This is a genomic window from Desulfovibrio desulfuricans, assembly GCF_004801255.1.
Lineage (GTDB): Bacteria > Desulfobacterota > Desulfovibrionia > Desulfovibrionales > Desulfovibrionaceae > Desulfovibrio > Desulfovibrio desulfuricans_C.
In genome coordinates this window covers 1,715,414-1,739,229 of sequence record NZ_CP036295.1, presented here as the reverse complement: position 1 = coordinate 1,739,229, position 23,816 = coordinate 1,715,414, and the positions used below count along the sequence as shown (strand labels likewise).

General features: G+C 50.8%; 15 protein-coding genes and 2 pseudogenes. 5 read left to right on the top strand and 12 right to left on the bottom strand.

Annotated elements, in window-relative coordinates; all coding sequences use genetic code 11:
• The first annotated feature begins 4 nt into the window (after nucleotides 1-4).
• From DDIC_RS07225 to DDIC_RS14155, 3 genes and pseudogenes are all read left to right on the top strand, one after another.
• Nucleotides 5-1,660: an AMP-binding protein gene (locus DDIC_RS07225; RefSeq protein WP_136399814.1), complete on the top strand. Its 1,656-nt coding sequence runs from the start codon at nucleotides 5-7 to the stop codon at nucleotides 1,658-1,660.
• A gap of 240 nt (nucleotides 1,661-1,900) precedes the next feature.
• Entirely contained in the window at nucleotides 1,901-3,895 is a 1,995-nt protein-coding gene (locus DDIC_RS07220; protein ID WP_168732496.1) for a methyl-accepting chemotaxis protein, read from the top strand.
• Between the two features lie 316 nt (nucleotides 3,896-4,211).
• Nucleotides 4,212-4,438: pseudogene (locus tag DDIC_RS14155) on the top strand (integrase core domain-containing protein); the annotation flags it as partial.
• Nucleotides 4,439-4,461: 23 nt separating this feature from the next.
• Here the strand turns inward: DDIC_RS14155 and DDIC_RS14150 are convergent.
• A complete protein-coding gene (locus DDIC_RS14150; protein ID WP_432612330.1) occupies nucleotides 4,462-4,599 on the bottom strand; it encodes a lmo0937 family membrane protein in 138 nt (45 codons plus the stop codon).
• 184 nt (nucleotides 4,600-4,783) lie between these two features.
• Here DDIC_RS14150 and DDIC_RS07205 point away from each other — a divergent pair, with 184 nt between their 5' ends.
• A complete protein-coding gene (locus DDIC_RS07205; RefSeq protein ID WP_136399811.1) occupies nucleotides 4,784-5,518 on the top strand; it encodes a Crp/Fnr family transcriptional regulator in 735 nt (244 codons plus the stop codon).
• A gap of 107 nt (nucleotides 5,519-5,625) precedes the next feature.
• Here DDIC_RS07205 and DDIC_RS07200 read toward each other — a convergent pair whose 3' ends face one another.
• The 9 genes from DDIC_RS07200 to DDIC_RS07160 form a co-directional block, all read right to left on the bottom strand.
• Complete coding sequence (locus DDIC_RS07200; protein WP_136401058.1) at nucleotides 5,626-5,868, bottom strand: glycine zipper domain-containing protein; 243 nt, start codon at nucleotides 5,866-5,868, stop codon at nucleotides 5,626-5,628.
• Between the two features lie 20 nt (nucleotides 5,869-5,888).
• Nucleotides 5,889-6,413 (bottom strand): hypothetical protein, encoded by a 525-nt coding sequence (locus tag DDIC_RS07195; RefSeq protein WP_136399810.1) that lies wholly within the window; start codon nucleotides 6,411-6,413, stop codon nucleotides 5,889-5,891.
• A gap of 65 nt (nucleotides 6,414-6,478) precedes the next feature.
• Nucleotides 6,479-7,534, bottom strand: a complete 1,056-nt coding sequence (locus DDIC_RS07190; protein ID WP_136399809.1) for a lipid A deacylase LpxR family protein — start codon at nucleotides 7,532-7,534, stop codon at nucleotides 6,479-6,481.
• Nucleotides 7,535-7,699: 165 nt separating this feature from the next.
• Nucleotides 7,700-8,269, bottom strand: coding sequence for a BON domain-containing protein (locus DDIC_RS07185; protein WP_136399808.1), 570 nt, complete (start codon nucleotides 8,267-8,269; stop codon nucleotides 7,700-7,702).
• Between the two features lie 59 nt (nucleotides 8,270-8,328).
• The gene (locus DDIC_RS07180) at nucleotides 8,329-8,511 is read right to left on the bottom strand and encodes a CsbD family protein (RefSeq protein ID WP_168732495.1); all 183 of its coding nucleotides are present in this window, start codon (nucleotides 8,509-8,511) and stop codon (nucleotides 8,329-8,331) included.
• Nucleotides 8,512-8,645: 134 nt separating this feature from the next.
• Complete coding sequence (locus DDIC_RS07175; protein ID WP_247647411.1) at nucleotides 8,646-9,110, bottom strand: PRC-barrel domain-containing protein; 465 nt, start codon at nucleotides 9,108-9,110, stop codon at nucleotides 8,646-8,648.
• Nucleotides 9,111-9,391: 281 nt separating this feature from the next.
• Entirely contained in the window at nucleotides 9,392-9,721 is a 330-nt protein-coding gene (locus DDIC_RS07170) for a hypothetical protein (protein ID WP_136399806.1), read from the bottom strand.
• Between the two features lie 499 nt (nucleotides 9,722-10,220).
• Nucleotides 10,221-11,363, bottom strand: a complete 1,143-nt coding sequence (locus DDIC_RS07165; protein WP_136399805.1) for a DUF6051 family protein — start codon at nucleotides 11,361-11,363, stop codon at nucleotides 10,221-10,223.
• 177 nt (nucleotides 11,364-11,540) lie between these two features.
• Nucleotides 11,541-20,294, bottom strand: a complete 8,754-nt coding sequence (locus DDIC_RS07160; RefSeq protein ID WP_168732494.1) for a GH36-type glycosyl hydrolase domain-containing protein — start codon at nucleotides 20,292-20,294, stop codon at nucleotides 11,541-11,543.
• A gap of 937 nt (nucleotides 20,295-21,231) precedes the next feature.
• Between DDIC_RS07160 and DDIC_RS07155 the strand changes: the two genes are divergently transcribed.
• Nucleotides 21,232-22,311 carry an ATP-binding protein gene (locus tag DDIC_RS07155; protein WP_136399803.1) on the top strand — a complete coding sequence of 360 codons (1,080 nt, stop codon included), beginning with the start codon at nucleotides 21,232-21,234 and terminating at the stop codon, nucleotides 22,309-22,311.
• Nucleotides 22,312-22,337: 26 nt separating this feature from the next.
• Here the strand turns inward: DDIC_RS07155 and DDIC_RS07150 are convergent, their stop codons facing one another.
• Nucleotides 22,338-22,994, bottom strand: a complete 657-nt coding sequence (locus DDIC_RS07150; RefSeq protein ID WP_136399802.1) for an integrase core domain-containing protein — start codon at nucleotides 22,992-22,994, stop codon at nucleotides 22,338-22,340.
• Nucleotides 22,995-23,214: 220 nt separating this feature from the next.
• A pseudogene (locus tag DDIC_RS07145) lies at nucleotides 23,215-23,388 on the bottom strand (transposase); the annotation flags it as partial.
• Nucleotides 23,389-23,816: the final 428 nt, after the last annotated feature.

Genomic DNA, 23,816 nt, shown 5'->3' with positions numbered 1-23,816 from the left:
GATTATGGATGCGGAAGGCTACAGCCAGAAAAATACGGTCTATACGCCCATGGCAGACATGACATTGCGGGATTGCTGGCATGCAAGCCTTGCGGCAAACCCGGACAAAACGGCGGTCATTGATGCGCAGGGAATGGCGCTGAGCTACGCCGAGGTTGATCTGCTGGCCGCGCGCATAGCTCGGTATCTGGCTGACTGCGGCATCAATTCGCTGGATGTTGTTTCCTGCCAGCTGCCCGGCTGGGTCGAATTTTTACCCATCTATGTAGCCTGCCTCAAGCTTGGGGCGGTTATCAATCCCATTCCGCCCAACCTGCGCTACAATGAACTGAAGCACATTCTGTCTGCCTGCAATTCCAAGGTGCTGTTTGTGCCGCGCAGATTCCGCAAAATGCAGTATTGCGAAATGGCTGTGCGGTTGCGCAAGGTGGTTGACTCGCTGCGGGTGGTCATAGCCGTGGACAAAAAAGGCGAGGGGTCTGTTTTGCCCACCTTCAGGGACATGGTGGAAGAAGACGTGGCCTCGCCCATGTCGCGGGCGGAATCGGACGCGGCGTTGCGCGCCGGGCGGATATGCCCTGACAGCCTCGCGGCCCTGGTGTTCACCTCCGGCTCGGAGGGCCAGCCCAAGGGGGTAATGCTCTCGCACCGCAATATTATTTTTGCCGAAACAAGTTTTGCCTCCTTTTTCCACATCAACGCGGCAGACACCATGTTTATGCCCGCCCCGGTGGCCCACGCCACGGGCTTTCACCACGGGGTCACCATGCCGTTTGTCATGGGGGCGACATCGGTTCTGCTTGATGTGTTTACCGCTGCCAGCGCCCTTGAGCTCATAAAGGCGCACCGGTGTACCGTCACCATGGCCGCCACGCCTTTTCTTTACGACATTGTGCAGACCATAGAACAGGGTGGAGAGTACGACTTTTCATCCCTGCGCTTTTTTCTCTGCGGCGGCAGCCCGCCAAATATCCCCCTCAGCCAGACTGCCGGGCAAATGGGCCTGCGCGTGCTCAATGTTTACGGCTCGACGGAAAGCGTGCCGCATATGGGTACGCCCTTGAGGCCTGTTTCTGACCATATGGACAGTCTGGCGCTTTGCCCTATGCCCGGCATCCAGGTGCGCGTGCTGGACAGGCAGGGCAGGGATGTGCCGCAAGGCGAGGAGGGCGAGGAGGTTTCGTACAGCCCCGCCGTCTTTATGGGCTACCTGCATGAGCCGGAGCTGACCGCAAAGGTGCTGCAGGCCGACGGCTGGTTTCACAGCGGCGACCTGTGCCGCCGCAATGCCGATGGAACCTATTCCATCACTGGGCGGCTCAAGGACATTATCGTGCGCGGCGGCGAAAATATCAGCAGCCTTGCCGTGGAAAACGTGCTGCTGCAACACCCCAAGGTCAAGGATGCCGCCGTAGTGGGCATGCCCGACGAGCGCCTGCAGGAGCGCATTTGCGCCTATGTGGTGCTGCACGACAAGGCGGACGCGCTGACCTGTCAGGAAGTTTTTGATTTTTTTCTTACCCAGGACATCGCAAAACAGAAATTTCCGGAGCATCTGGAAATTCTGGATGAAATGCCCCGCACCGCATCAGGCAAGGTACGTAAGACGTTGTTGCGCCAGTGGATAGCTGAAAAACTGCGCAGCAGTTCTGTGGCCTAGGCAGCGTATTGCCTTGAGGGAAAACGGCCTTGCTGCCCACGTGGGGGCTTTTGGGCGGGCGTGCTATAGCCCGCATGATTGCGTGCAAGCCGGTACAGCAGAGACCGGCATTTGATGGATAGCGGTTTTTACGGCGTCACTTTGGTTGATAACGTTCATCAATGAAGGGTTTATTGCCATAGAACATACCTGGAGAAAAAAATGATCGGCAGTGTAAGAGCAAAGTTGTTGATACCAACAATGATGACGCTTGTGTTCAGCATTGGAATATCAGGCTATTTTTCTGCCCGTGAAGCCAATGAAGAAGTTCGGCGTGGCCTGCTGGGCATGGGTACAATAGCCACGCAGTCTGTGAGCAAGAGCCTTAATGATCTTCTTGGCTACATGCGCGGCGTTGCGGCGCTGGAAAGCGAAAACGACAAATTCGACCCCTTGATGCTTCCCGGCGGCGCGACAGGCAAAGCGCTGGAAGACGCAAAGCTGGCTCTGCAACGCATAGTGGACACCAGCGGTTTTATTGAAGCCGTGACGCTGTATGACCTCGCCGGAACCTGCATTACCAACAACAAGGGGCCGACCAACGTCTCCATCAAGGACCGCGCCTACTTCAAAAGAGCCATCACGGGCGAGGTATGCATCAGCGAGCCTGTTTTGAGCCGTACCAACAACGAGCCGGTTTCGGTCATTGCGGCTCCTGTCAGGCGTGACGGCAAGATTCTTGGCGTTCTGATTGTGGGGCTTGATCTTTCCAAGTTTTCGGAGAGCATAATCACGCCGATCAGGATCGGGCGCGAGGGGTACGTCTATCTTATGGATGGCAAGGGCAAGATGATCAGCCATCCTGAAAAAAAGCACATCATGAAGCTGGACGTGAGCCAGTTTGACTGGGGCCGGGAAATGCTGTCCAGGGACAGCGGTACCGTATCCTACACGTTTGACGGGCATCAGAAGGTCATGACCTTCAAAAGGCTTGCGGCTGCAGACTGGGTTGTTGGCGCTGTCGTCAACGATGGCGACATAAGCAGGGCCACTGATTCCGTTACCAGATCCAGCCTCATATTTGGCGCTGCGGGCCTTGTGCTGGCCTGCGTGGCCATGCTGTTTGTCGTTAATCCCATCCTTGCCGCCCTGCGCAAGTGCGTGGATTTTGCCGGAACAGTGGCGTCTGGCGACCTTGGTCAGACACTGTACGTTAACCGCAATGACGAGCTGGGCAAGCTGGGGCAGTCTTTGTCCGCCATGGTGGACAAACTCAGGGGCATGATAGAAACAGCCACCAGCAAAACTGCCGAAGCTGAGGAACAGACACGGCTTGCCCGCACCGCCACGCAACAGGCCGAATTGGCCCGCCTTGCCGCCGAAAATGCCAAAAAAGAAGGAATGCTCGTCGCCGCCGGGCAACTGGAAGAAGTTGTGGCTGTGATTTCTGCGGCATCGGATCAGCTTTCGTTGCAGATTGAGCAGTCGGACCGTATAGCAACGAATTCTTCGCAGCGGCTCAGCGAAGCTGCCGCAGCCATGACCGAAATGAACGCCACCGTGCAGGAGGTTGCCAGCAACGCCTCCTCGGCCTCAGGCATGTCGGACCAGACCAAGGGCAATGCCCAGAACGGCCAGCGCATAATGCAGCAGTCGTTGCAGAGCATCGGCACACTGCACATGGTTTCGCTGGCGCTCAAGGGCGACATGACCCAGCTGAACGAGCATGCGTATGCCATTTCACGCATCATGAGCGTTATTTCCGATATCGCAGACCAGACCAATCTGCTGGCGCTCAATGCCGCCATCGAGGCTGCCCGCGCCGGAGATGCCGGACGTGGATTTGCGGTGGTGGCTGACGAGGTGCGCAAACTGGCGGAAAAAACCATGGCCTCGACGCATGATGTGGGCGACGCCATTGCGGCCATTCAGGCAAGCACGGCAAAGAGCGTTAAAAGTATGGATAACGCCCTGGCGGAGGTGGAAACAGCCACGGGCTTTGCCAACATGTCCGGCGAGGCGCTGCGCCAGATTGTCAGCGATGCCGATGCCACCGCCGATCAGGTGCGGGCCATAGCCACCGCCAGCGAGCAGCAATCCGCCGCCAGCGAAGAGATCAACCAGTCAATCCTTGAGGTCAGCACCATGGCCGGGCAAACTGCCTCCGCCATGAACGAGGCCGCCAAGGCGGTGGCTGACATGGTCAGTCAGTCGAAAACGCTCAGCCGTCTTGTTGCGGACATGAAAAACAGCTAACGCCTGACCAAGCACCAGTGAGCACCCAGGCAAAACGTTGCGGTGATCCTTGCGAGGCGGCTATTTGTGAAGTGGGGTCGGTAAACGGGACCTGAGCCAAGGTGGACTCAAGAAGCCAACGGAGGCTTTTGATGTGCAAATCAAGCGGAAAGTTCACCACCTAGTTCAGGGCCAGCGTTGCCCAGGTGGTGTCCTGTACGGGGAACATGCCTTGCCCGAGCTCGTCAGCAAGTACGGCGTGCCCCCCCCCAAAAAAAAATCAGATTTTCCTGTGGAAGCAGCAAACCAGCGGAGAGATTGCGGCGAGCTTAGCTAACAAGGTTCGCAGTTCATGAATTATGGGGTTACGCGGACGCTCAGGGAGGCCGGAGCGCGCATCTCAATGGATGGCCGAGGCCGCGCTGGATGGATAACTTGATGATCGAACGTCTCTGGCGTTCTCTAAAGTTTGAATGCGTGTATTTGCGGGAGATAGAGACAGGGCGTGAGCTTCGCCGCACCATGATCTGGTGGTTTGACTTCTGCAACAACCGTCGCCCGCACAAGGTCTTTGACTGAACCCGCTTCTAGAGCCGTCGGCCCTGCAAAAATCTGATTACGATAACGACAACCGCAATGACCAAAAGTATGTGGATAAAGCCACCCAATGAGTAGGATGTAATTATCCCCAACAACCACAACATAACGAGGGCAACAGCAATCATTTCAAGCATATGAACCTCTGCGTTTGATGTTAATTGCTTCATGAGCAGAATCGTTATTTCAAACCAGATACGCGTGTGCGGTAGAGCACATACATTAGCAACTTATTATTGTACCATTAAAAAGATTGATCGAACAAAATATGAAATATATAATAATATAATTATAGCTATTGAGGATACCAAGATGCTCAAAGATGCTACCCCAGACCAAAACCGCCTTCTTGCTGCATTACCCCCCCCCATTTATGCCATGTTACTGCCGCAGCTGGAGTTGGTTTCAATGCCGCTGGGCAAGGTTTTATACGAATCCGGCGATGTCATGCGACATGTCTACTTTCCAATAGACTGCATTATCTCGCTATTATATGTGATGGAAAACGGCGCTTCAGCGGAAATTTCTGTAGTTGGCAATGAAGGCGTCATTGGCATCTCACTGTTCATGGGGGGAGAAAGTACCTCCAGCAGAGCCTTGGTACAAAGTGCTGGTCAGGCATACCGCCTGAGCGACAAGCATTTTAAGGCTGCCGTCAGTCATCACGTTGCAATGCTGCAACTGATGCTGCGTTATGTTCAGGCCTTAATTACGCAGATGGCGCAGACAGCAGTATGTAATCGACATCATTCCATAGACCAGCAGCTCTGTCGTTGGCTGTTGCTCTCGCTCGATCGCCTGCCTAGCAATCAGTTGAGCATGACGCAGGAACTGATCGCCAACATGCTGGGGGTTCGCCGCGAGGGCGTTACTGAAGCCGCAGGCAAGTTGCAGCGCCTGGGTGTCATTGAATATCGCCGGGGGCAGATTACCGTGCTGGACCGCCCAAAACTTGAAGAGCTGTGTTGCGAATGTTATGCGGTTGTCAAAGCAGAAACCGACCGTCTATTGCCCTTTCCACCAAAAACACCTGATAAACCAAGATAAATCAGAAACTGCTGGGTGCACGTCAACCTATCCCCCATCACAAGCTGTTTGACAGGCCTTTCATCATAACCTGCCTGCCAAACTGCTTATATGTCCGAGGGCCGCGCTTAACGTTTTTTGTTGTCCTGCGAATTTCCGTATAGTCCCCCTGCCAAACCACCCAGGGCTCCGCCAACGGCGGCTCCGACAGCCCAGTTTCCTCCCGTAAGCGCACCTATGCCCGCTCCTGCGCCAGCGCCGAGTGCTGCGCCCGACAGGCCGCCCTGTTGTGTTTTACTCATATTGGTGCACGCCAAGGGGCCTGCGAACAGAAGAAAAATCGCAATAGTTGGGGCAAGTAGTTGTTTCATCATGATTCTCCATGGCTAATTTAATATGTAGAATGAGTTTTTTGTTTCTTGCTGCTTCCCATGGTTTGCTCAAGCCGTGTGGAAGTGTCGCTTCCAGAACCAGACATTGTAGCTTTAAGTTTGGGCTGCACCAACTCGCTCCACAGCACATCAAGGACAAGCCTGTCCTGCTTGAGGGGATTATTCATGCTATAGCTGTTAACGGCGCTGTGAATCTGTATGAGGCTCATGCCGTCCAGCCCGGCGCACCAGCTGCCGATCATGCTCTGCCGCAACGGGAGGATGCCTTTTTGACCCTGCCATTCCTTTTCGAGCTCAAGCATGCTCACAATGCCCGCAAGAAAAGCGTATTGCTCAAGTGATGATGAAGAATCCCACATCTTCAAAGTAACAACAGGCGCACTACCATGTTGTTCAGTGCCCTGTGCATGCGCATTGACAGGAAAGGCCCATATAACCATTATGACGATCATTGCTACCACACAAAACATAAACCAGGACGTCACCTTGACCATTGTAACTTCCTTATTGATATTAAGCATCATGTCCTCCCTATTCAGATCGACCATTGCCATGTTGGCGGATGTCAATTCACACCACCTTTGACGCACTAAAAAGGTAAAACAAGGGTAATGGAACCATAATTTTGCGCCCCTTTCTGTTTTTTGAATTCTTCAGTCAGATAAACATGTCTGTAGGCAATTTGCAGGCTGTTTATGGTTACGGCTGCTCCAAAACTTACTTCCCCCACAAAGGGTTCTTTGGCCACGCGATGGCTGTCCCCCCATGTATTGCCGTCTAGAAAAATATTGTGGGCAACGGCGCGACCTTCACCGCCAGCGAAAACATAAAAACCCCAATCTTTGGATTGTCGTCCCCCCTTATCTTCGGGGGTTGGCGCACCAATGCTTGAACTTGGATGAATTTGTGAAGTGTTGAAGGATGGAGGCAGGTTCCAGCCCAGACGCAGTTCTGAGCCCGCAGTTGCCTGCGTCAGCACGTTGCCAACTGTGAGCGTGTGGTACGGCAAAACATCCCAACTTAATCCCGACCAGATGCTTTGTTTGTTGAGGCGATAGTTTCTGCCCCATGAGAGCGTCATGGCAGGTTCATCATGCAATTGGTGGTCCCAGCCTTTGGCGGTTTCAAATCCGCGCAACTGGTGCACTCCATTTTGCGCATATTCGGCCAGGGCGCTTGGCCCCACCACGCCCGCTGTAATCTCAAAGGTGTCCATCATCTGAATCTGCTTGGCGTGCAGGGCCAGAAAACTGTAAAGATACCCGGCGTATGGGCGATCATCTTCTTGAAGATCGCGGATCGTGGTATCTTTGGGTGTATAAATTGACTGCCCAGCACCTGCTGAAATATTGTACTGTGTAAATTGTGTATTTTGTGACTTTTCAAATTTTTCCATTACTGAGTCAAACGTATCCGGAAAAATTCCATTTTTTGTAAGCGTATTTAGCGGCTTTGATATCACTCTAAATTTAACTGCATTGGTATAGTACCCATCGTGATGGTAAAATAAATCATTTTCGTAATAGAGTACAAAAGTGCTCTTTTGCGATTCTGTATTGTCAACATTGTCTGGTTCTGATGCAAAACATATATTGCTTGCAAAAATAAATATCGCTAAAACAATAGTTTTAATATGGCAGTTCATAGCTATTCCCTTGTTGTTGCAATAATAATTACTACGAACTGCCTTTACAATTTCACGTATAACGCAACGTTCATCTACAAAAAGAGTTTATGCAAGGCGTTGCTCAGAAACGGTGTTGACACTTATAAATATGCTTGCTTTTTGCTTTGGCAAAACATTGCATATTTATTCTTTAAGCTTGTTTACAACAGCTTTGACCCCATTCACACGCTTTGCAACACGGGCGGCCAACCTGGAGTGCTCCGGCGAATCAGTTTTTCCCGAAAGGGTCACAACATTGTCCTTTGTTTCAACACTGATATTTAGCGTTGAAAGTCCCTTTTCTTTAAGAATATTTGCTTTAACGGCCGCAGTGATTGAAGCATCATCAACATACTCACCAACTGACTGGTGTGCGGCGGCATCAACAATCAAATTGTTCACAACCCCATTAACGCCATTGACTTTTTTTGCCATGCGCACTGCAAGGTCTGAATGCGCTGCGGTATCTATTTTTCCAGAGAGTGTAACGACTCCGTCCTTTGTCTCCACATTGATGCTTAGTGAAGAAAGACCCTTTTCGCCCAATATGTTGCTTTTTACGGCCGTTGTAATAACAGAGTCATCAAAGTATTCGCCTGCCGTTTGAGGCAAGTCATTGCTTGCTGCGGACGCATCCTGCATTGTTGACATGGCAAACGCCAAACCAAGAGTGAAGATGAGAGCAACAAATAAATCAGCGCATAGATTCTTCATGACAATGCAAATTCCTTGTTTACAGTTTATGCAGTCGTGCAGTGACTCATGAAAAACTTTTAATCATCGCGTGACTCTTTTATACTGTCCTTGATATCATTATACGAAGCGCTGATCTTGCTGACGTTCTTCTGCACATTTCCCTCCAGCTCAAGTTGTTTGTCTCCTGTTATTTTGCCAACAACTTCTTTTGCATGGCCGCTTATTTCTTTAAACTTGTTTCTGACTTTGCTGTTTTTCATGGTATTTTTCCGTGTTAACGTGCAATACAGTGTTATGTTTGTGTTTGAGAGCATTTTCTGCGCAGCTGGCAAAAAATGCCCTCGATCTTTTACTCAAATGCTCTCCGCAGCGGGCACGTTGCGATCAGCACCTTTTACTTTTCGTAATTGAATTCGGGCATTGCCTTGATTGTTTCTTTGGTCGCGCCGGGCAAGATAAAGCGCGAATCCATCACCTTGAACTGGTTGAGCGGAACAACGATGTCGTGTTTGCCCATGCCAAGGAATCCGCCTGTACTCACAACTGCATACGAAAGGCCTTCGCTGGGCGTTACAATGATGTCTTCAATGCTGCCCAGTTTTTCCTTGTCCTCAGTGAATACATCCTTTTTCATGATGTCCTTTGTGATACTCCACCCCTTTGAGACGGTAGTGGCCTGCTCTTTTGTCGCTCCAATTGTCTGAGCTTGCGCCAGCGAGGCCCCGGCAACCAGTGAGATGGATGCAACAAGCGCACAAATCATAATCTTCTTGAAGAAATACATATTGCTCTCCCGGTAATAGTTTGACTGCACCTGCATGCGCATTGGCGGAAAGCTAGCTTGCCAGGCAATGAGCATGGCAATATTGATGCAAAATATATTGCTGCTGATTATTGTTTGCTGACTAGGCAAAGGCTGAGCTTCGGTAAAAAAACTTGAATTTTTTAAATTAATTTTATTAATGTGTTACATAAAAGCAGTTAAATTAACTACATTAATTATGCTTTTATTATAATATGTATTGTTAATGTGGCTTTTATAGAACTTTTATGACTACATATTTAAAGATTTTTCCAGCTTTGCTAACAGTCATACAAAAAATATACATCGTCTGTTCGCTACAACACATTTGGAATTTTTTATTTTATACAATTAATAAAAGTCAAAAATATAAAAATAATATAAACAATCATTTCATTAATCATAATGTCTGGTTGATTTAAAAAATGAGATAGCATTTGCGAGATTGATAATTTTGCAGGTCCTTGCGGTGAAATCGCCCCGACGGCCCACAGCCATGCTCTGGCGATTTTTAAGCAGGCAGAACGCGGAGCTTCTGTAACCAAGCTTGAGCATGGGCATGGCATGATAACGCCACATTTTACATTGGCCTGCGAATTCTGGCGGCAGCTCATGCCCTGCGGAACGACGGGCAAGACTGAAGGGGCACTGCCCCTGCCGCTGTACATAGACCTCTTGGGTGTGGGCTTCCGGCGTATGGCTTTTGGCCTATCCAGTGGTTGCCTGGTCGGCGACTGTTTGCCGATGGGCTTCTCGGCTAACCGTATGCGGAATGTCAGGATAATGCGCCAGAGCAGCCGTTGTGGCACAGCTAACCGACAGCCAGCCATGCAAGGCGCACACTGGCATGGTTTTGCACCGCAATAAAATCAGCGTTGGTGGCTCTGCCGGACTGGGGATTGAGCGACGAGGGGGAAGGGCGAGAGGAGCGAGAAGGGGCGCATCCTTTTGTTCTGGATGCTCGCGACAGGGAGGTGATGACTTTTTCTGCCATCGCTGGTGGATACAGCGCCAGCATGCGCAACGCGCAGGCTGGCGCTGCGTTGTAAAACTTTTTTAAAATACCATTACAAAACGCTGGCGTCCGGTTTAGCGGAGGGGGAACCCCGGGCAAACCAGTGTGATTTGGCTGAAAGATTCCTCCTCTGTCATAAAAATTCACCCCATCTATCTTTTCAAAAAATTGCAAATTCTGTCAAATGTACGCTGAAACTGCCTGTCAATATTACTGTACATTTTTGTGAGCACAGGGAACGGGTCTTCATGTCTGTATTTGTAGGTATACTGCATAATTTCCACATGGATGCCATTTTTTTCTTTTTCGCCAAAAGTATTGCGAATTTCGTTAACCATTACAACATGGTCATCGGCCAGGGCGATCACATATCGCCGTGCCCCCATACACCTCAGACGTTCCTCCCGCTCACTGCTGCCTATCCCATAATCAAGCATGCAGCGAAAGGCCTTTTCAAACTCGGTGTTGTCCGAGAGCAAAACTTCAAGCCGGTCTGTTGAGAGCAGGCACTCCCTGAGTTTGCCTACAGCTTCGCTGTCGAGAATAAATTTTGATTCCGGGTGCAGACCGCTTACGACAGGCCCGCCGCAAAAGGAAATATGCCGCGATGCCGAGAAATACCCCGACATGTTTGCCATCATAAGAAGGTCGCCGAGAAGGGTTCCGATGGAGTAGGTAAAAAAATCAATTGTGGCATCTTTATCAATGGCCGGATGAAGACCATTCTTTATCATTTCAACAAGATTGATGAGATCATAGTAACTTTCAAGACCAGACTGGATAAAGCGCTCGGGCTGTTCGCAAAGCCGCGCGCTGATGGCCGCATTGACAAAGCTGGAACTGGTGAGGTCTGGCAGGGCACGTTTGCGCTCGCGGCTCAGGTGCGCCATACGTTGCGGATCCGCCCACCGGGCCGGGGCGCGGTTCATGTGAAATGCGAGCGGAAAAAGAACAACCGCGTGGCCGGTTGCTTCAACAACAGATGCAGCCCAAGGCAGGTATTTTGTCCAGTATCTTTCATTCAGACCATGAAGCATGATGACAACGTTGCGGGCCTTTTTCATTTGGGCCGGCATCATTACATGGTATCTGAAATTATTATTCTCCTGAATTTCTTCATCAACTTCTGATCCCGTGGCGCTGGCAGCAATCTGGGAATGTGCCGGGCCAACCCGCTGTCGTTCAGGAGAGTGAAAGCTGAAATTTCTGACGACGAGGTTATCCCCCAAAGGTACTTCGTCCTCTGAAAAGCTGACTCCGTCCGAAAAAAGTGTGACAAGTTTTGAATAGAGCATATATGTAATCCCTCCAATCCGTATGATAGTAATACAATTTTTAATGCTATCATAAACACGGATTGGCTACTATCAACTAGGTTTATACACTATATTTGCATAATGTTATAATGTCATTACATATATGCACCCCCTCGAAATCGGTTGCAAAAAACAATATAGGCATCTTCAAATTACTTATTGCTGAATAATAACAGCCACTTCATGTTCTTGATTGTCGTCAGCCAGTGGAACAAGCGAGTCATTTTGTGCAGTTCCATCAAGTGTGATGGAAAGGTTTTTACCTCCAGCACATTTCTGAGTAATTTCTATGTGATAGACCGCGCTACAATAGCGATAATGAACGGTGCAACAACCCCAGCTTTCAGGTAGGCAGGGGGCAATTCGCAACGCGCCATTTTCAATGTTGATTCCCATAAGGGATTCAAGCATCAGTCGATACATCCAGGCGGCTGAACCAGTATACCATGTCCAGCCGCCGCGCCCAACGAGGCCGGGGGCGGCATAAACGTCAGCGGCAGCCACATAGGGTTCCACTTCGTAGCGCGCCATATCCCCTGCGGTTTTGCAGTGATTTACCGGATTGATGATATTGAAGATTTCCCATGCCCGGCTGGAATCACCCAACTGGGCAAAGGCCATGGCCGCCCACACGGCTGCATGGGTGTATTGGCCCCCGTTTTCGCGCACACCAGGAGTGTATCCTCTGATATAGCCGGGGTTGGGGGTCTGCACGTCAAAAGGTGGTGTAAACAGTTTTACCAGTTTGTCCTCGCGCCGCACAAGGTAGTCATCCAGCGCCCGCATAGCCAGTTTGACATGCTCCGCACTCCCTGCTTTTGAGAGCACCGACCAGCTTTGCGCTATGGAGTCAATACGGCACTCACTATTTTCTGCCGAGCCCAGGGGGGTGCCGTCATCAAAGTATGCACGCCGATACCATCCGCCATCCCAGCCGTGTGTTTCTATTTTGTCTTTCAATACAGCTAGTTGACTTGAACATTCCTGATAAAAGGGCAAATCGCCGCGTGCAGCCGCAAGGGGACCAAACCTGGCAAGCACATCGTAAAGGAAAAAGGCCAGCCAGACGCTTTCGCCTTTTCCACCAGCGCCAACTTTGTCCATCCCATCATTCCAATCGCCAGAACCCATAAGCGGCAGCCCGTGTGCCCCAAATTTTAACCCATAGCGTATTGCCAGCACGCAATGCTCATAGATTGTTGCCGTGTTGCCAGAAGCGGATGGCTGGTCGTAATAAGCATCTTCATCGTCCTTGAGGGGCCGTCCTGTGATCAAGACAGCCTGCTCGTCCAGTATACCGGTATCCTGGGTAGAGCTGACATAGCGGCAAACGGCCTGCGGCAACCAGAGGTAGTCGTCCGAGCAGCGAGTGCGCACTCCTCGGCCTGACGGCGGATGCCACCAGTGCATGACATCCCCCTCTGCAAACTGCCGCGATGCGCATAACAGTATCTGTTCACGCAGCAAATGGGGTGCGGTATGCACAAGCGCCATTGCGTCCTGCAACTGGTCGCGGAATCCGAATGCACCGCCAGACTGATATATGGCTCCGCGCCCCCACATCCTGCAGGCTATGGCCTGATACAGCAGCCAGCCGTTGGCCATAACGTTGAAAGACATATCCGGTGTTTCCACATAGGCGGAGCCAAGCAGGCGGTCCCACTGCCGCCAGACCCGGCTCAAGGATTCCTGCGTTGCCTCCACGCCTTTAAACCGCATGGCAAGTTCTCTGCATTCATCCTTGGATTTCCCGACTCCAAGCCGAAATGCAATGACCCTCTCCTCGCCAGCGGCGAGAGTGAACGGAACCTGAATAACGGCACACGGGTCCAGGCCAACACCGTTTCGGCCCGAAAGGCGGCTGCGCCCCATGGCCGCCGGATTGTCCAGAGAACCATTGCGACCCAAAAATTCAGCGCGGTCGCAGCTCACAGATTTAATGCTGTCGTCTGTGCCAAAAAAAGCTGTTCGACCAGAAAACTCAGAATTGTAGGAATTGCAGGCAAAAACTGTCCCGCTCATCTGGTCAACTTCTGTGGCTATGTGCATGCGTGTTTTCTCCGGCAAATCGCCCAAAACCCAGGCCACATAGCCCGTTGCCGACAGCCTGCGCGGTATTGGCGACTCATTTTTCACTGTCAGCCGCATGCATTTTACCGGGGCGTCCACGTCAACATGCACAAGAAGCTCTGATTTTATACCGCGTTCAGTATGTTCAAATACGCTGTAGCCAAAGCCGTGCCGGGTTGTGTAAGGCGTTTTGCCCCGGCATGGGCGGGGAGATGGCGACCAGAAGTAGCCGGTGTCGTTATCGCGAAGATAGAATGCCTCGCCCCTTGAATCACCCACGGGGTCATTTGACCACGGGGTAATGCGGTGCTCGTGGGCATTCTCGCTCCAGGTAAAGGCTAGCCCTGTTTCCGAAACAACGGTTCCAAACTGTGAATTTGCGAGCACATTGGCCCAGGGAGCGGGCGTGGCCTGGCCCTGAGCGGTAATTATAACATATTCCCGCCCGTCGGGAGTAAAACCTCCCAGTCCGTTAAAGAGAACAAGGTCATTGCGGGGGGCAGGCAGGGCGCTTTCGGCACGGGAAACTCTTGGCCCTTCCGACAGAGCAAGATAGGGAATTGTATTGACAGGCGCTATGCGGCCTTTTACCAGTTGCGCCAAAGACTCTTTGTCGTCGGCAATAATGACCCGGGCAACTGCCTGCATCAAGATTCGGTCTTCTTCAACTATGCGATCGGCAGAAAGGACAAAAATCCCCCCAGGTTTCCCAAGGCTACTGCCGTTTCCCTCTGCAATAAGCCCCATGATCTGGTCATGCAGAAGCTGCCTGTACCCGGCCTTGTCTTCATTCCAGATGACCAGGTCAACCAATAAGCCTTTAAGATTCCAGTACGTATGCGCCCGCAAAAGCTGGCGGACAAGCTCGATATTGTCAACGCTTCCTATCCGCAACAGCAGTATGGGAAGATCGCCGGACAGCGTATACCCCCAAAGTCCGGACTGCCCCTTGCTGTTTTGCACAAGCACAGAGCTTTCTGCACGCAGTTGCGCATTGGCGTACACGATGGAATCTGCCAGACAGGTATATAGTTGCGCCTCCACCTCGGTGGCGTGGATCTGACGCAGCAGAATTTGGCCATGAACCCAAGCCATACGGGCAACGCGGTCGGCAATGCCCTTATCCCGGTATTTTTCAATAAGGGCCATGGCTGTTGGCCGTGACTCGCCCACGCCAGACACAACATCAATTATTGCAGACTGCCCGGCCTCAAGCGTGATGCGAGTGCGCACGGCAACAACCGGGTCAAGCACGGCTCCAGCACTGTCAGAAAGATCAAAAACTTCCCTGTCCATTGCCCTTGGATTTTTTATGGTGCGCTCACGGCCAATAAATTGCCGTCTGTTCGTTTCGTAAGAAATGGCGTCAACAGGCACGCCGTGCACAGTCATCATGTGCAGCATGCAGGGGGTATTTTCTTCTTCAGAGCGGGCGCGGCGTGTGCATAGAATCGCAAACTGATCTTCAACTATTTCGGTCTGGACAAAAAGGTTGCTGAATGCCGGATGCAAGGCATCAGCGGCGCAAGAAGCAAGAACCACCTCGGCAAAACTGGTCATGTCTATGGTTCGCTGTTCCAGAGAGTTGTTCGTGATCTTTGTTCGCCGCAGTTCGACATCGTGTTCTGGCGAAACCGCAATATCCGTATGCACATCATAGTTAAGGTTACGGCAATGAAATTCGGCCCGCCCTTCTGAAAAAATCACCTTGAAATGTTCAGTTTTTACCTGGGTAGGCTGAAAGGTGGTAGACCAGTATTCTCCTGTGGCAAGATCGCGGATGTAACAGAACGTACCCCAGTCGTCACACGTCGTATCTTCTTTCCACCTGGTTACAGAAAGGTTTTTCCAGCGACTGTACCCGCCACCGGCATTGGTTACCATGACATGATACCTGCCGTTTGAAAGCAGCTGAACCTCTGGCCTTGCAGTGTGCGGCGAACCGATGATGCGCGTTGCACCTTTTACTGACCTGTGAATTGCGGGAACACCCGACCGTGTTGCCGTGCGTACATAACCTGGAATTGCTTCCGGAGCCCGTTCCTGCAAAACCAGTATGGCGGATTGAAACTGGGGATCGCTTTCAAACCGTTTTTGCATGGGGTAATCAAGCAGCAAGGCCTCGAGGGCAAGCAGGCTCATTCCCTGATGATGCGCCATGTAGGAACGCACGATCTCGAATGTTTCCCCTCTGGGCAATCGCGATTCGGTATAGTCAACGGCCTCGTACATGCCGTACTCACCTTCTGCGCCTTCCTGTGAAAGACGTTCAAGGTTAAGACAGGCATCACGTGGAGCTATCATGGCGGCCAAGGCCGAAGCGTATGGAGCCACAACCATATCTGCGGTCAGGTCGCGCTTGATGCCTAGCCCCGGCACCCCAAAGGCCTTGTACATATAGTCGGCGCGCGCGTCGGTCATGCAGTAGCCGCTTTCAGATATCCCCCACGGCAGCCCGTTTTTCCCCCCATATTCGATCTGTGCGGCAACAGCAGCTTTGCAGGATTGGTCAAGCAGGCTGTTTTCATAGAAGGGCATCACAAGAAGCGGCATCAGATACTCAAACATCGAGCCGCTCCAGGAAAGAAGCACCGGCTTTTGATCCGTGGTGGTGGTTAAAAGCCGCCCAAGAGAAAACCAGCTTTCCTGCGGCAGATGGCCCTGGGCAATGCCCACAAATACTGCCAGCCGGGCCTCTGAGGCCAGCAGGTCATAATAGCTTGCATCTCTTCTGTTTTCGTCCACGTTGTAGCCGATAGACAGCAATTTTCGCGTGGAGTCGTAAAGAAAATCGTACTCAAGGCACACTAGCCCGGTGCACTGCTCCATCATCTCCGTTATCTGTTCAAGCCGCGCCCTGGCTTGCCGGCTGCCTGCACCAACAAGTACCGCAAGCTCAGCAAAGAGAGGCTGCCTCGATGGATTTTTTTCCTCTGCGGCGCACAATGCCAGACGCGGCAAAACGGTCTCTTCAAGCCCGGCAAGTTCAAACAGGGTGAGGTGTGCGTCAAGCATCTGAAAATCTTGCAGAACAGCAGGGGGCATATCCTGAAGCAATGTCCAGGGCATAAAAAGCGCAAGCTCGTCCAGTTTATCCTGCAATTTGAGCAAAAACATTTCTTGCATGCTGCCGTAGTCGTCCGTTTTCAGCATGGCTGAAGTCTGATCACGCCGGGTAAAAGCTGCTGTTGCAGATGTTTGTAGATGTTCAAGATCTTTTCTGACGTGACTTGCAGACAATGAAAACGACTGTATGGCCGCATCTAGCTCTAGGTTGAGAGTGGCTAGCGGTGAGTTTGCAGCCCCACCGGAAGGCTTGGGGGCAGTTTCAACCAGGATGGCAAGCGTTTTTTTCAGGTCTTTAAAAAGCAGTGGATGGCTTACCCTTTTTTCTACAAAATCCTGCAACCCTGCGCGCAAGACCGAAAGGTGCCCAACCATGTTGCCACTGTCCACAGACGACACGTAGCGCGGCGACAAAGGCGCCAGAGACTGGGTGTCGTACCAGTTGAAAAAATGGCCTTTGTATCTTTCAAGTTTTTCCATCACTGACAGGGAGTTGGATGTGCGCTCCAAAAATGCCCCGGCGGTTATAAAACCGAAATCATAGGCGGAAAGATTTGCCAGCAGCGCAATGCCCATATTGGTGGGTGAAGAACGGTGGGCCAGCCTGCCGGTGGGAACTTCCTGATAGTTGTCTGGCGGAAGCCAGTTGCTTTCAGCCCCGGCAAAGGTTGCAAAAAACTTCCAGGTCTTGCGGGCAATTCTGAACAGAAAACCGGTTTGCTCTGGGGTGAGCTTTTCCTGATGCCGCTTGAGAGGAAGACTCGACCACCACGCCATGACCGGCGAAAAAAACCACAGCAGGCAAACAACGCCAGCCAGGGCAGTGCTTGCCGCCATGCCGTTGCCCAAGGCGATACAGGCAAGCATACCCAGCAAGGCGGTTACGGGCCCGGCCCACATGGCAACCACGGTTTCCCAAAGGTGATCGGGAGCAGCGTTGCCAGAACAGACCGATACATTCCACTGAAGAAGGCGTCTTTTTGAGGCCAGCATTCGCCAGAAACTGCGAAAAATGGCATCCAGATTTGAGGCTGCCTCAACAGGCAGGTAGAGCAATGCCTCTGCAGGTTGAGAAAAATGCCCTGGAAGTTCAGAAAGCTGAAGCCCGACGTGACGCCTGAAAGACGTATCCCTCGGTTTGTTGAGCATGGCAAAGACAGCTTCCAGCAAGGCTGGCAAAAACAAAAAGCCAACCACCAGCGAGGTCCATTGCCACGATAATGGCAGCATGGCCCACCCAGAGATCAGAAGCACTATCAATGCGGCGGGGGTCAAGCTGCGGCGCAGATTATCAAAAATTTTCCAGCGCGAGAGCAACGAAAGAGAATTCTTGTGCATCTGCCCATCGCCTCCGGGGACGCGGGGCAACAGCCAGTTTATGATCTGCCAGTCTCCACGGATCCAGCGATGACGCCTTGCAGCATCGGTAAGATATGCCATGGGGTAATCTTCATAAAAAGAAACATCACTCAGCAGGCCAGAGCGGGCAAAGCAGCCCTCAAGAAGATCGTGACTGAGCACCTTGTTGTCAGGAAAGCGGCCAGACAGCATGGAGTCAAACGTATTCAGGTCGTAAACGCCTTTTCCGATGTATGAGCCTTCGCCAAATATATCCTGGTAGCTGTCGGAAACTGTGCGCGTGTATGGGTCAATGCCGCTCTTTTTGCAATTGAGACGGGCATAGCGCGAACGATTGGCCCCGGCCAGGCTTGGCTCTACGCGCGGCTGCAAGATGCCATATCCTTTGATTACACGCTGTTTACCCTCATCAAGCCGCGCGCGGTTGAGGGGGTGAGCCATGGCGCCCACAAGCTGGCGGGCGGAATCTCGGGGCAACTGCGTATCTGCATCAAGCGTAATAATGTAGCGCACACGCGAAAAAACCGTTCTGTCACCTTCAACAACCGAAAAGACATCCGAGGTTCTGCCGCATAAAAAATTGTTCAGTTCCTCAATCTTGCCGCGTTTGCGCTCATGCCCCATCCATATTCCTTCCTGCGCATTCCATAAACGGGGGCGGTGAAACAGGAAAAACGGGGTGTAGTTTTCTGCTGCATATTTGGCATTAAGCTCTGCTGTCATTTGCCGGGCCACACGGACGAGCAGCTTGTCATTGGGGACGGTTTCCGTTGCAGAATCAGAAAAATCCGTGAGCAATCCAAAATATAAGGATGTGTCCTGGTTGGCCAGAAAACGCACTTCAAGGTCATCAAACAAACACTTTATGGAATCTTTGCTGGTGAGCATTGCTGGCACAATAACCAGAGTGAGCAAATGCTCTGGCAAGCCTGTAGAAAAATCCATTTTGAGAAGAGGCTTGGGATTGATGGCAATGGAAGCAATTTTATTGGCAACAGTCAGGGCCAGGTGGCAGGCTACAATGATAATGGGTAACAGGAATAGAGATGCCCATAAATTCTGTACACCCTGCGCCATGGCGACAAAGGCGAAAGATACGGTAAAAAATAGCGTCAATAAAATGATTGTAGAGATATACAGGGGAACACGTAACCGGTCTGCCGCACGTGCAAGGGTCTGCACCGGGCCGAAATGGGCAGATACGGCAGTTTCAAGCAGAGGTTTGCCTTCAGCAGTCAAATAACAGCCAACATGCGCAGAACGAGCGTTTTTGCCATGCAGGCTCATGCCTTCGCGGGCAAGATCAATGGCTTTCAGAGCAATCTCGTTCTCTGTCAGTTGGCTGCACCTCGCCAGTTTTTCGATAATGGTGCGGCAATAGTTGCGCGAATTGAAGTCCATGGCGGCATAAACTTCTGCCGGGTCCTTACGCAAAGTATCCTCAACCACGCTTACAGAATCGACAAACCCTTTCCAATCAATAGATTCGATGGCTCGCAGGCTGTTGAAACAATTGCTCATGGAAAGCTGGCTGGCAGCCTGCATCTGGTTTTCCACATGCACAAGCTGGTCAATCGTTTGGCCAGAGTCAGCAAGTTGCTGCTCAACCCACGTAAGTGGTAGCGCCAGGGATGGCCCCATGCCTTTGAGCTGGCGGCTGAATTCGGCGACAAACGAGCCGGTAAGCGCTGGATTTGACCGCGCCATGTCCGCAATTACCATGATCAGGTCTTTGGGAGAGGCCGCAGCGGTGTGCGTCAGCTTGCTTGCCCAATGCACTGCAAGTGCACGGTCAGTTCTGTATGCAGCGATCAACGCGCTGATATGTCTGATATTTTCTATGAGAGCAAAGCGGAACATGATGGGAACCGCCCATAATTCACCAATAGTGAGCACAGAAACGGTTTGATAGGATGTCAGAACCGCCTTCACGGTTTCAGCATTCACCCGCCCGTCACTATGCCATATGACCTCCTGGGCAATATCGTAGGCACGGGGCAGCCCCGCAGAAAATCCCGTGGTCAGATGAGGCAGCTCCCGGCTGTACCCCTTGGGCAAGTGCCGCCTTACTGCTCGAATCTGTTCTTCAAGAATATAAAAATTATCAAGAAGGCATTCTCCAGCGGGCGCTATCTGCACGCCGCACAGCGCATCTTCATTCAGCAGGCTGTGCACGGACAAAAACATTTTTTCGTTGTCCACAAGCCGTGGAAGCAAAACTTCCGGGTGCTTTTCTGTGGCAATGTGGTGTCTTTCTGCCAGCAGCCTGCCATGCTCTCCAAGGTGCTCGGTGCTGAATAGCTCTAGCTGATACTGCCCGACCTCACCGGCGTACTTCCAGGGTATCTGTTTTACCTGAAAAAAAGCCCCCAACGCGGAAAGTATTCCGTAAGCTGTCTTGCTAAATAAATTCATTATGAATATTTCCAGTATGTTAAATATAGCTTGTTGTAATGAGGACTGCATGTTCCAAGCAGGATTGCCCCAGCCCTTGCCGCCTGGTTTGTCGTTGGCGACTCATAGCCTGAGCCTTCCGGCGTGTCCGATCTGAAGAAAAGTCGTACAACTGGGAAGACATAGGAGATAATTATTCAATAAAAATGCATATTGCTTAATTGTAAAAATAAATTTTACAAACACTTTTTCTCTTTTATAATCAACTTATGCAATACAGTACACATATTAATTTGATAATTTTTTCAGAGTATTATTATTTTTTACATTTCTATATTTTTGACAATATATTCCATTTCTAGGATATATCCACAAAAATAGATGAAATGCGGTTTAAAATATCAACGTAAAAAATCACGAAAATCGCTCGATGCGGCGATTGTCAGCTGAGGCTGACAGGTATCTTTCAGGGGAGCGAGCAGGGCTTTGCTACGCACTCCCTGCAACAAGGATAATCGGCTACATCACGTGCTGGCTGATTTTGATACAGAATATCCCCATGCCAGAAATATCGGCAGCACAAATTTTGTTGGCCTGCAATGCCAGCCTAAAAAGGCTATCTGCGATTAGCCGCTTGTGTATGACAAGTGAGGGTTTGTGGCGAGCTTTGTCTCATGGGCTGGCATTAATTATGCCCTGAGAAAAGAATATTTAGTAGATATAATTGTTCCACACAAAATAGTACTTTTATATCTCTGATGAACATATAATAATTTTAAAAAAAGAAATTATAATTCATGAAAAAGCTAGTGACAATGGTAATTATAAGATTAAAATATAACTAAAATATAGACGCTTCAAATATGTTTATATGGCAATATTTTCGTTTTTACATGCAAACGTACTCATAAATTCAGAAAATAATTGCCCCACACAATATTACAACCAGGGGTTCATTTTGGATAAAATCATACTAGACACTCCCTCTCCAGAAATTTGCGCCAGCAAAATCTTTGAAGCCAGCGGCGCAAAATTCGATGCGGATGTAGCGTTGGACCTTTGGCAAAAAATTATGCAACACAAGTGGGTTCTGTCTGAAAGACTGAATCGGGATGTCGGATTCAAGATTGCCTGCACCGACTTTCTTGAGAACATAGGGACGGATGAGGAGCTTTCTACGCACAATCAGGAAAAGCTTTTGGTGCAGATGGGCGCGCGCACTATCAGCAGAGATATTTGGGACACTATCTCAGACACGCAACCCCCCAAACAGCTGATTCACAAAAAGATTATACTCCCCTTGGTCGAGGGGGCACTTTCAGAAAAATATGGCGTCATCCCGCCTAAGACTATCATTTTTTTTGGCCCTCCCGGTACGGGCAAGACCCACTTTGTCAAGGCAATGGCCGGGCGACTGGCGTGGTGGTTCATAGAAATCGCACCAAGCATGCTTATGGTTGACGGTGTGGATAAAATTGGGGCGCATTTGCGAGCAATCATGGAAAAAACGCGAAGCTTGGATGAAGCCATTATTTTCATTGATGAATTTGAGGAGTTCGCAGGCAGCCGGGACAGCGCCAACCGAATCGACAGATCGATTACCAACGAATTTCTCAAACAGGTACCACTGATAAAGAGCCAACCAAACAAAGTTCTGCTCGTATGCGCAACAAATTACATCCGCCAATTGGATACTGCGCTGCTACGCCCGGGGCGCTTTGATTGCATCATTCCGGTTGGAACTCTGGATGACGATGGAAGAAAAACAATTCTGGAATACTATTTGTCGATGATGAACTGCGGCGTTGTTGATGTTGATCATATTGTAAGCTTGACGCCTAAATTTACGCCTGCAGATATTGAGTATCTATTCCAAATTGTTGCCCAGTATGCCTTTGAAGAAGAATGTGAAAGCGGGGTAAACACGCCTGTGACCACAGAGATGATTGCTGAAAAAATCGCTTCTTTCAGACCGTCTTTGACGGAAGCCATGATTGCGGAGTTTAGAGAAGATGTAGCAATTTATTCGAGGGTTTAATTCATGTGAATCATTACGGAAGGCTTTTATGGATTGACCTTACCCCACTGCGTATACCACTTGTAAGTTAGTGGTTCCCAATGGGTTACTGGTTTATTCTTTTCACGGAACTCTTCCGGAGTCAGCCAGCCCAATGAGCTGTGCGGTCGCCGATGGTTGTAATCCTGTCGCCAGGCTTCAACTGTTCTGCGGGCATCGTGCAGGGACAGAAACACGTTCTGAGCTAAGCACTCATCCCGGAATTTACCGTTAAAGCTTCCAATGTGTCCATTAGCCGTGGGCTTCCCCGGACGAGTAAAATCTATCTGCACACCGTGCTCAAAAGCCCACGCATCCAAGGCCGTATCGCTAAATTCTGGACCGTTATCAACCTTGATACGTTGCGGCAACCTTCCTTGAAGACGTAGCTTTTCAAGGAATCGTTCAAATCGAACTTCAGGCAACGACATATCCACTTGGAGTGCCGGGCTTGAGCGATCCCGCAGATCGGCAATTGTAAAATCCGGATGCGCCAGCCCCCCCATAAGGGAATCACTCACAAAATCCATCGCCCATTGCTCATCCGGGCCAGCAGGCCCAGCATGGGCAATGCGGGCATGGCTTGGACGTTTCAGTCGCTTGCGGGTGCGCAGTGAGAGGTTTTCTTCCTGGTAAATCCTTCCAGTCCGCTTGTGATTCTGCACCAGCCTTCCCGGCGCAATAACTCATGCAGGCGCGGAGAACCGAAACGCCGCCGATCTTCCTGCCAGTTCCAGCATCCGCGTCCGTAAAAGAATATCTCGGTCTTCAGATAGTGCCCGCCTGGCTGAACAGCTGTTAAACTGAATCACTCGGCAAGCCCGCCGCTCTGAGTAGCCATCGCAGCCTGAATATGATGCACGGCCTCCCTAGAGGCTGCGGGCTTCAAAAGTTTTTTTGGATCACGTCCTTCAGGACGACAATATCAAGCGCCTGCTCGCCTACAAGTCTTTTCAGCCGGGCGTTCTCTTTCTTCAACTGGCGCAACCGCTTGGCGTCAGAGATGTTCATTCCACCGAACTTGCTGCGCCATTTGTAAAAGGCCGCATCCGAAATGCCATTCTGACAGCAGGATCGACAACGCGCACTCCTGCCTCAGCTTGTCGCAATATCCCAATAATCTGTTCTTCGGTGAATCTGCTACGTTTAAATCTTGTGCTCCTATGTCATGAGCACTAACTTTCACTGGCATGCTTTTCGGGGGGAGGGTCAAAACAGGGCGACACAGGCCACTCCTTTAAGCGGCACCGATGAGCCGAATAGCCCCGAATGGCGTGGAAAGCGCAAATAAAAAAACTACGCACATATCTACGCCAGTTGTAAGGGGGAGCGGCTCAATGACGGCAAACCGTCCCGCACCTGCAAAAAGTGTGGGACGGTTTCAATAAAAGAAGAAGTGCCCAATTTGCGGGTGCGAACTCTTTAAAAAACTATAGGGCTAGGCCAACGCATAGCACGGTAGTTACCTCAACCCCTGCCCGTGGGGC

Coding starts and splice junctions, on each gene's coding strand:
- DDIC_RS14150 (WP_432612330.1), bottom strand. CDS start 4,599: ATGATTGCTGTTGCCCTCGTTATGTTGTGGTTGTTGGGGATAATTACA.
- DDIC_RS07175 (WP_247647411.1), bottom strand. CDS start 9,110: ATGCTCATTGCCTGGCAAGCTAGCTTTCCGCCAATGCGCATGCAGGTG.
- DDIC_RS07225 (WP_136399814.1), top strand. CDS start 5: ATGGATGCGGAAGGCTACAGCCAGAAAAATACGGTCTATACGCCCATG.
- DDIC_RS07195 (WP_136399810.1), bottom strand. CDS start 6,413: ATGATGCTTAATATCAATAAGGAAGTTACAATGGTCAAGGTGACGTCC.
- DDIC_RS07170 (WP_136399806.1), bottom strand. CDS start 9,721: ATGTACAGCGGCAGGGGCAGTGCCCCTTCAGTCTTGCCCGTCGTTCCG.
- DDIC_RS07220 (WP_168732496.1), top strand. CDS start 1,901: ATGATGACGCTTGTGTTCAGCATTGGAATATCAGGCTATTTTTCTGCC.
- DDIC_RS07185 (WP_136399808.1), bottom strand. CDS start 8,269: ATGAAGAATCTATGCGCTGATTTATTTGTTGCTCTCATCTTCACTCTT.
- DDIC_RS07165 (WP_136399805.1), bottom strand. CDS start 11,363: ATGCTCTATTCAAAACTTGTCACACTTTTTTCGGACGGAGTCAGCTTT.
- DDIC_RS07200 (WP_136401058.1), bottom strand. CDS start 5,868: ATGAAACAACTACTTGCCCCAACTATTGCGATTTTTCTTCTGTTCGCA.
- DDIC_RS07190 (WP_136399809.1), bottom strand. CDS start 7,534: ATGAACTGCCATATTAAAACTATTGTTTTAGCGATATTTATTTTTGCA.
- DDIC_RS07160 (WP_168732494.1), bottom strand. CDS start 20,294: ATGAATTTATTTAGCAAGACAGCTTACGGAATACTTTCCGCGTTGGGG.
- DDIC_RS07205 (WP_136399811.1), top strand. CDS start 4,784: ATGCTCAAAGATGCTACCCCAGACCAAAACCGCCTTCTTGCTGCATTA.
- DDIC_RS07180 (WP_168732495.1), bottom strand. CDS start 8,511: ATGAAAAACAGCAAAGTCAGAAACAAGTTTAAAGAAATAAGCGGCCAT.